This is a genomic window from Chryseobacterium aquifrigidense, from assembly GCF_006716485.1.
GTDB lineage: Bacteria > Bacteroidota > Bacteroidia > Flavobacteriales > Weeksellaceae > Chryseobacterium > Chryseobacterium vietnamense.
This window is the reverse complement of record NZ_VFPD01000002.1, coordinates 771,060-780,658: the sequence shown is the minus strand read 5'-3', so window position 1 is coordinate 780,658 and position 9,599 is coordinate 771,060. Positions and strand designations below refer to the sequence as shown.

General features: G+C 38.3%; 6 protein-coding genes and 1 rRNA gene. 1 reads left to right on the top strand and 6 read right to left on the bottom strand.

The features are described from left to right. The 4 genes from FB551_RS18610 to folE all read right to left on the bottom strand — a co-directional run. A 16S ribosomal RNA gene (locus FB551_RS18610) occupies positions 1–180 on the bottom strand; the annotation flags it as partial. Between the two features lie 1,630 nt (positions 181–1,810). Continuing rightward, positions 1,811–3,277: a cysteine--tRNA ligase gene (gene cysS / locus FB551_RS18605; RefSeq protein ID WP_142018518.1), complete on the bottom strand. Its 1,467-nt coding sequence runs from the start codon at positions 3,275–3,277 to the stop codon at positions 1,811–1,813. A gap of 125 nt (positions 3,278–3,402) precedes the next feature. Beyond that, positions 3,403–3,834, bottom strand: a complete 432-nt coding sequence (locus tag FB551_RS18600; protein ID WP_142018517.1) for a DinB family protein — start codon at positions 3,832–3,834, stop codon at positions 3,403–3,405. 6 nt (positions 3,835–3,840) lie between these two features. Then, complete coding sequence (gene folE, locus FB551_RS18595) at positions 3,841–4,506, bottom strand: GTP cyclohydrolase I FolE (protein ID WP_034694807.1); 666 nt, start codon at positions 4,504–4,506, stop codon at positions 3,841–3,843. Positions 4,507–4,607: 101 nt separating this feature from the next. Between folE and FB551_RS18590 the strand changes: the two genes are divergently transcribed. Further along, positions 4,608–5,759: a hypothetical protein gene (locus FB551_RS18590; RefSeq protein WP_142018516.1), complete on the top strand. Its 1,152-nt coding sequence runs from the start codon at positions 4,608–4,610 to the stop codon at positions 5,757–5,759. 211 nt (positions 5,760–5,970) lie between these two features. On the opposite strand, the gene metF is transcribed toward FB551_RS18590, so the two are convergent. Next, positions 5,971–6,930, bottom strand: a complete 960-nt coding sequence (metF, locus tag FB551_RS18585; RefSeq protein ID WP_047427744.1) for a methylenetetrahydrofolate reductase [NAD(P)H] — start codon at positions 6,928–6,930, stop codon at positions 5,971–5,973. Positions 6,931–6,937: 7 nt separating this feature from the next. Beyond that, positions 6,938–9,598, bottom strand: a complete 2,661-nt coding sequence (metH, locus tag FB551_RS18580) for a methionine synthase (RefSeq protein WP_142018515.1) — start codon at positions 9,596–9,598, stop codon at positions 6,938–6,940. Position 9,599 lies beyond the last annotated feature (1 nt).

Below are 9,599 nucleotides of genomic sequence, written 5' to 3'. Positions count from 1 at the left end.
ATATATTATGGGGTATTAATCTTCCTTTCGAAAGGCTATCCCCCTGATAAAGGCAGGTTGCACACGTGTTCCGCACCCGTACGCCGCTCTCAAGATCCCGAAAGATCTCTACCGCTCGGCTTGCATGTGTTAGGCCTCCCGCTAGCGTTCATCCTGAGCCAGGATCAAACTCTCCATTGTATGTTTGTCTGACTCACTCAAAGTTTTTAACGCTTTAGTTTTTCCTTACTTGGTTGTTATATTGTATGTCAATGATCTTTTTATCTTTCGCTTTTTAACGAAGCAATCTTTCTGTCAGTGTCGCTCCGTATTTGCGAGTGCAAAAGTAAAACTTTATTTCTTAATGACCAAATGTTTTTGAAGAAAATTTTAAAGTTTTTTAAGTAACCTTAATCCTTCTCAAACCCTTAATCTCTATACTCCTGCGCTCCCTGTAATTGGGACTGCAAAGATACAAACTCTTTTTTAACCGGCAACTTTTTTTTACAAAAAGTTTTAAAGTTTTTTTCGTCTGTTTCTTTTTGAAGTAATATTGTTTCTGCCTAGCTAAAGGCTCTTCTGCGCTACTGTCATTCTTTCGTTTTTCAGTGGGGCAAAGATAGAAACTTCATACACACCACGCAACTTTATTTAACATAAATTTTACCGTTTTGTAATATTCAGCCTTAAAGAGCTGGGTAGCAGAGTGAAAAATTTTAAACATTTGTTTGGGGATCGGGTGAGAGTGTGGGAGGGTTGGAGAGTTTGAGCGTTGGAGAGGGTGAAAATGGATGATGCGGGGGAGTTTCGAGATGCGGGGTACGGGGTGTGGGCTGCGAGCGGGTGAGTTTGAGAGTAAGGAGTAAGGATATAGGATGCGGGGAACGACGTGCGGGGTTTTAGGGTGACTATTGATCAAAATAAGGTATATATATTACATATAGTGGAGCTTTTTTTAAATTAATAATCTATATATAAGTTTTGGCTAAAGCCAAGCTAAGGATTTTTTTTACTAAACGGGCTAAAGCCCGTTCCTATTGAATATTTACAGTTCTCATGGATCTGCACAAATAAGGTGTCGTATTTATATTATATATAGGATGGGAAATGTTAAAGAGTACATCATATATATAGAGAGTAATAGGATTTAAATCCTATACCCATAATTAATAAAATGCTTCGACTCTGCTCAGCATGACACGGCTAATACTAACTGCTAAAAAAGTCTTAGATAGTAACCTGCCAACTTACATCCTTTAAGAGCTTTTGTAAAGAAGTTTGGATTTCTGAACAATGACACAATGGAAGTAGAGATTTATACTCACTAACCACTTTCCATAGAAACCAGGAATAGGAAAATTCAACAACAATGTTCCTTTTCTACCCGGAAACCTGAAACCCGCAACACAATAACCCGAACCACTGTACACGCCTGCCCCGAAAATCATCATTCATCATTCATCATTCATCATTTATAATTGATAACTCCTCCCCTAGCCCTGATAGTAATGGTTACCCCGCAGCATGGGTTGGAGAGTGGGTGGGACTGAGCGTGGGAGTGCGCTGGCGCGAGGAGTAGAAATGGATAGCAGGATAAAGCTCCTGAGAAAGTTGGAGAGCTGGAGAGTTGGAGGGTTTGAAAGTGAAAAAGCTCGAGAGTGAGAAGGTAAGAGGTTGGAAGGTGAAAAAGTGTAAGGGTATTGAGAAGAGAATAGAAATGCGGAGTGTAAAATAGTGATATATATTTTCTGGAGGATATAAAAAAACATTCCGTAAGAATCCTGTATATAAGGGACTCCTACGGAATGGGGATAAAACGAAGTTATATTTTCTAGTTCAGAACGTATGATGTTCCGTCTCTTCCGTCTTTTAATTCGATACCTTCTGCAAGCAATTTGTCTCTGATCTGGTCTGAAAGCTCGAAGTTTTTGGATTTTCTTGCCTGATTTCTCAATTCAATCAAAACTTTTAGGGTCTGATCAAGCTTTTCATTGTTATTCTCTTCTACGGTCTGTAGTCCAAGAACATCAAAGATAAAGGCATTGAGAGTGGTTTTCAAATCTTCAAGATCTTCTGTTGAGATCGTTTCTTTACCATCGTTCAGAGCAAAGATGTATTTCACTGCTTCAAACAGGTGGGCAATCAGAATTGGTGAATTGAAATCATCCGTTAAAGCTTCATAGGCTTTGTGTTTCCACTCTTTCAGGCTGAAACCGGATTGTTTTGTATCATCCGGAGTAATAGAATTCAATACTTTCACTGCTTCCATCAATCTGATGAATCCTTTTTCACTGGCTATCATGGCATCGTTTGAAATATCCAGAACGCTTCTGTAGTGCGCCTGCAGGAAGCAGAAACGTACAATTGAAGGATGGAAAGGTTTTTCAAAGAAGTCATTATCTCCTGTAACCAACTGCATGGGAAGGATATAGTTTCCTGTAGATTTACTCATACGCTGAGAATTCATCGTCAGCATATTGGCGTGCATCCAGTAATTTACCGGTGCGGCATCATTGCAAGCTTTTCCTTGTGCAATTTCACATTCGTGGTGAGGGAATTTAAGGTCCATTCCTCCTCCATGGATGTCAAATGTTTCACCCAGATATTTTGTACTCATTGCAGTACATTCCAGGTGCCATCCCGGGAAACCTTCTCCCCAAGGGGAATTCCATCTCATAATATGGGCTGGGGATGCTTTTTTCCACAATGCAAAATCCTGTGGGTTTTTCTTTTCGCCCTGTCCGTCAAGGTCTCTGGTATTGGCGAAAAGTTCTTCTATATTACGTTTTGAAAGTTCACCATAGTTCAGTCCTCGTTTGTTGTATTCTAATACATCAAAGTATACTGAACCGTTGCTTTCATAAGCAAAGCCTCTTTCAATCAGCTTTTGGGTTAATTCTATCTGTTCTACAATATGTCCTGTAGCGGTAGGTTCGATGTTGGGTGGCAGCAGATTGAACATATCCAGGACTTTGTGGAAATCTACAGTATATTTCTGAACAATTTCCATAGGCTCCAACTTTTCAAGTCGGGTCTGTTTTACGAATCTGTCATTATCTACATTTCCATCATCGGTAAGGTGACCTGCATCAGTAATATTTCTTACGTATCTTACTTTGTATCCCAAATGCGTCAGGGTACGGTAGATAAAATCGAAAGAAAGGAAAGTTCTTACATTTCCCAAATGTACATTGCTGTACACGGTAGGTCCACATACATACATTCCGATATTTCCTTCCAAGATAGGTTTGAATATTTCTTTTTCTGCTGTAAGCGAGTTATATATTTTTAATTGCATTTATTTTTAAGTTAAAAGATTTAATGATTTTAAAGATTCAAAATTGAGTTAAAAATTACATCTGTCACAACAAATAATTGTTGTGATAAAAATCTTATCTGAAACTTTTTTAAATTTTATCATAATTAAATCGCTTTTAAATGATGCTGTAAATGATCTACATAATCATCGATAATAAACTCCAACGTATACACCCGAGGTTCTGTTTTGGTGGTATCACAGGTTCTCTGTAATGCTTCATCCGGGATATTTTCTACAATATGAACAATCTGATAGTTCAAAGACTTCCACAAATCAATAAGATCTGAAATAGGAACATTCTGATAGTTCTGAGCTTTTACCCAAAAATTCTGGTCATATACAATATTTTCGTTTTCTTTATATTGTGTCACAACAAATCTACGGATATTTGTAAAAGCGCTGTCACAAAGATGGCCAATAATTTCTTTTTTGGACCATTTTTCCGAAGAACTTCTATATAACCATTCTTCTTCAGTGATATTTTGAAATCTCTGAAGCTCGTCATCAATAATATTTTTAAGAATCTGGTAGTTCATTATTTATTAATCAAGCTTTGCATGGCTTCCAACATAATGTAAGAATTCCTGTCTTGTTATAGGGTTTGTTCTGAAAATACCACTTAGTTCTGCAGTAATGGTAGAACTTGCGGTATCTTTTATTCCTCTGCAGTTAACGCAAAGGTGCTTTGCATCAATGATACACGCAACATCTTTAGTTCCCAAGGCTTCTTTCAAAGCATCTACAATCTGCATGGTAAGTCTTTCCTGAACCTGTGGTCTTTTCGCATAGTAATCAACAATTCTGTTGATTTTTGAAAGGCCAATTACTTCTCCATTGGAAATATAAGCAACATGTGCTCTTCCTATGATAGGTAAAAAGTGGTGCTCGCAGAAAGAGTATACGGTGATATCTTTTTCCACCAACATCTGGCGGTATTTGTATTTGTTGGAGAAAGTGGAGATTCCCGGTTTGTTTTCAGGAAGGAGTCCTCCGAAGATCTCGTTCACATACATTTTGGCAACACGTCTTGGAGAGTCTTTCAGAGAATCATCTGTCATGTCCATTCCCAGCGTTTCCATGATCTCGCCAAAAAGCTCAGTAATTTTTTCAATTTTTTCCTGTGGCGATTTATCAAAAGCATCTTCCCTTATAGGCGTATGTTCTTTTCCAGTGAAAATATCATCGTCGTTATCCGTAAAATCAACCATTTTTATTTAATTTGCAGCAAAAATACGGATAATATCTTTTTCTCTATTTCAAATAAGATGAAAAACATTATCTTTTATAGCCATTTCTGATAAAAAAACATATGATTATTGTCGAAGAAGTACAAAACCAACTCCATAAAAGGGAATTTCTGGAATTCCCGGCCCGCCTTTATGAACACGACAAAAATTATATCCGTCCTTTAGATAAACATATTGAGGAGATTTTTGATCCTGAAAAAAATAAATTCTTTAAAAATGGAGAATGTGAGCGATTTTTGTTTAAAAAACATAACAAGACCGTTGGTAAAGTAGCTGTTTTTGTGAATGGATGTTATGAGCAAAATCAGCCTACAGGAGGAATTGGCTTTTTCGACTGTATTAATGATCAGGAAACGGCTAATTTTATTTTTGATTACTGTAAAAACTGGCTTCAGGGAAAGGATATAGAGGCTATGGACGGGCCTATCAATTTTGGGGAAAGAGATAAATTCTGGGGACTTTTAACGGAAGGTTTTATTGAGCCATTGTTTGGAATGAATTACAACTTCCCTTATTACAAAGATCTTTTTGAAAATTATGGATTCCAGATGTATTTTGAGCAGCTTTGCTTTACCAGACCTATTTTTGCAGAAGTTTCTAGGATCTTTACCATTGCGCATGAAAAGAACAGAAGAAATCCTGCCATTTCTGCACAGCCTATCAAAAAGAATAATCTCCCAAAATTTGCAAAGGATTTTACAGAAGTTTATAATAAAGCATGGGCTTCACACGGCGAAGGAAAGCATTTGGAAGAAGCAAAGGTTCTGAAGATGTTCAAGACAATGAAGCCTATCATTAATGAGCATATCTCATGGTTTGTATATGAAAATGATAAACCTATTGCGATGTGGATCAATATGCCTGACCTCAACCAGTGGTTTAAATATCTGAATGGAAAGTTCGGAATTTTTGAAAAGCTAAAATTTTTGTTTTTAAAGCGTTTTAAAAAGAATGAAAAAATGGTGGGGCTTGTTTTCGGTGTTGTCCCTGAATGGCAAAAGAAGGGCATTGACGGATATATGATCTGGGAAGGAACTCAGCATTTAAGAAAGCATACGGATTTTACGATTACAGAGCTGCAGTGGATTGGTGATTTCAACCCTAAAATGATCAAGATTGCCGAAGTTCTTGATACCACTGTTACCCGAAAACTGGCTACGTACCGGTATTTGTTTGACAGGAATAAGGAGTTTGAGAGACATCCGATTCTTTAAAGGAAGATGGAAGTTTTTAATGGATGCTTTAGGATATTTGACACAAAGATTTTATCTGCTGCTGTATTATTTTTGAGGAGGCTAAGCCGAAATCAACTTCATTGATTCTTTCTAAGCGGATGTATAGCCTACGGCTTCTTCATCTCTTTATCAGATTTAAAAATAAAAACCCTGCTTTTTACGGCAGGGTTCCTTCATTTTGGTACTTTTATTAGAATAGCTCACCGGCTACTTTTTTAATATTATCACTTTTCCCCATTGAGTAAAAGTGCAGAACAGGAACTCCAAAATCTAGCAATTCTTTGCATTGGGCAATGGACCATTCTATTCCGATCTGTTTTACGGCTTCATTATTTTTTGCATTTTCCACTTCATTGATGAGTTCTTCGGGAAGGTCTATTTTGAATACCTGTGGCAGGATTTTCAAATGTTTCTTTGTTGCAATAGGTTTGATTCCCGGAATAATCGGAACCGTGATTCCCATTTCTCTTGCTTTCTGAACGAATTCAATATACTTTTTATTGTCAAAGAACATCTGGGTTACGATATAATCTGCTCCGGCATCTACTTTTTGTTTCAACCATTTCAGGTCATAGTTCATGGAAGGGGCTTCCATATGTTTTTCCGGATATCCGGCTACGCCGATGCAGAATTTATTGAGTTCATCACTCACCTGTTCTTCGTTATGAAGGTATTTTCCTCTTCCCAGGTCATTAATCTGGTTGACAAGATCCATAGCACTGGCATGTCCTCCATGCGTAGGCTCAAAATACTGATGCCCTTTCATAGCATCTCCTCTTAGGGCCATTACGTTATCTATTCCGAGGTACATACAATCTACCAGCAGATATTCTGTTTCTTCCTTTGTAAAACCACCGCAAAGAAGATGTGGAACTGTATCTACATTATATTTATGTTGAATAGCTGCACAGATTCCTAAGGTTCCAGGGCGCATTCTTGTAATACGACGCTCCATAAGGCCGTTTCCTTTGTCCAGATAGATGTATTCTTCTCGGGAAGTAGTAACATCAATGAAAGGAGGTTTGAACTCCATCAACGGATCTATGTTGGTATAAAGATCTTCAATACCTATTCCCTTTTGTGGCGGAACAACTTCTAAGGAGAATAAAGTTTTTCCATTTGCATTTTTAATGTGTTCTGTTATCTTCATGTCAATATTAATCTGCTAAATTTGGTGACAACCATTTTTTCGCTTCCTGAATGCTACAACCTCTTCTTGCTGCATAATCTTCAAGCTGGTCTTCTGTAATTTTTCCTAATCCGAAATATTTGGCATGCGGGCTTCCGAAATAATACCCGGAAACAGATGCTGTTGGGAACATCGCAAGGCTTTCTGTAAGGAAAACACCGGTATTTTCTTCCACTTTTAAAAGATCCCAGATGGTTTTCTTTTCCAGGTGATCCGGGCAGGCCGGATATCCGGGAGCCGGACGGATTCCTTTGTATTTTTCGGCAATCAATTCTTCATTGCTTAAATTTTCCTGATTGGCATAGCCCCAGTATTCTGTTCTGACTTTTTTATGTAAAAATTCTGCATAGGCTTCTGCAAAACGGTCTGCCAAGGCTTTCACCATGATGGAATTGTAATCATCATTGGCTTTTTCATATTCCGCAGACAGTTCATCCGTACCAAATCCAGTGGTTACACAAAACGCTCCTACATAATCTGTTTTTCCTGAACTTTGAGGGGCGATAAAATCACTTAGAGCGAGATAATCTTTCCCCTTTGATCTCTGAGCCTGCTGTCTCAGGGTTAAAAACTTCGCCTGTTCATTATTATTTTCATCAAAAATCAGGATATCATCCGATTCATTGGAATTGGCTTTAAAGATTCCAAAGATGGCTTTTGCGGTTAAAAGCTTCTCATCCAGAATTCTTTTCAGAATCACCTGAGCATCTTTGAACAGTTCTTTCGCCTGAGCGCCCACTACCTCATCTTCGAGAATATTCGGGTATTTTCCGTGAAGATCCCAGCTTCTGAAAAACGGAGACCAGTCGATGAATGGAAGAAGTTCTCTCAGATCCTGATTCTCGATGACTTTTATTCCCAGGCTATTCGGAGTGAAGATCTCTTCATTTTCCCAATCAATTTTAAAATTATTTTCTCTTGCTTCTTTGATGGAAACATAATCTTTATCTACCTGTCTGTTCAGGAACTTTTCTCTGAAATCGGAGTAGTCATTTTTTAAATCTGAAACATATTCCTTATTTCTGTCACCCAGCAATGAACTTACCACGTTTACCGCTCTTGAGGCATCATTTACGTGAACGACAGCATTTTTATATTTTAAATCGATTTTTACTGCGGTATGTGCTTTTGAAGTTGTAGCACCACCGATCAGTAAAGGAAAATCTAAATTTTGTCTTTCCAATTCTGAAGCGATGTACACCATTTCATCCAAACTTGGTGTAATCAGTCCGCTTAATCCTATGACGTCTACTTTTTCTGCAATGGCTGTTTGAATAATCTTTTCAGCAGGAACCATTACTCCAAGGTCGACAATTTCATAGTTGTTACAACCCAAAACAACACTCACAATATTCTTACCGATATCATGCACATCCCCTTTCACAGTTGCCATTAAAATCTTTCCATTGGCAGGTCTTGATCCGTCTTTTTCAGCTTCAATAAACGGCTGTAAATAGGCTACTGCTTTTTTCATCACCCTTGCAGACTTTACTACCTGAGGAAGGAACATTTTTCCGCTTCCAAATAAATCGCCTACGACTCCCATTCCTGTCATCAGATTAATTTCGATGACATGAAGTGGTCTTGTCGCTAATTGTCTTGCTTCTTCTACATCTTCTTCAATAAAACGGTCAATTCCTTTTACCAGGGCATGGGTAATTCTATCCTGTAACGGATTGTTTCGCCATTCCAGATCTTCAGTCTTTTCTTTTTTTACTGATTTGTGCTTTTCTGAATAGTCGAGAAGTCTTTCTGTAGCATCTTCCCGTTTATCCAGAATTACATCTTCTACAAGCTCCAGTAATTCTTTATTGATCTCATCATACACTTCCAGCATCGCCGGGTTTACAATACCAATGTTCATTCCTGCCTGAATGGCGTGGTAAAGGAATACAGAGTGCATGGCTTCCCGTACGGTATCATTTCCGCGGAAAGAGAAGGAAACATTGCTCACTCCCCCACTCACGGATGCATAAGGAAGATTTTGTCTTACCCAGCGTGTAGCTTCAATAAAGTCGATGGCATTTCTTCTGTGTTCATCCATTCCTGTTGCCACCGGAAAGATATTTAAGTCGAAAATGATATCTTCTGCCGGAAAACCAAGCTGGTTGACCAAGATGTCATAGGAACGTTTTGAAATTTCAATTCTTCGGTCAAAATTGTCAGCCTGCCCTACCTCATCAAATGCCATTACAATGACTGCTGCTCCATATCTTTTAATGGCTTTTGCATGTTTGATAAATTCTTCCTCGCCTTCTTTTAAGCTGATAGAATTCACTACACATTTTCCCTGAGCTACCTGAAGACCTGCTTCCAGGATTTCCCATTTGGAAGAGTCTACCATGATTGGGATTCTTGCGATATCCGGTTCGGAAGCAATTAGGTTCAGGAATTTGATCATCGATGCTTTTCCATCAATCAATCCATCATCAAAGTTAACGTCCAGGATCTGGGCACCTCCTTCTACCTGATGGCGGGCAATATCTAATGCTTCAGAGAATTTCTCCTCTTTGATGAGTCTTAAAAACTTTTTGGAACCGGCAACATTAGTTCTTTCACCAACGTTGATGAAATTACTTTCCGGCGTTATGATAAGAGGCTCGAGGCCTGATAATCTTAAATACTTCATT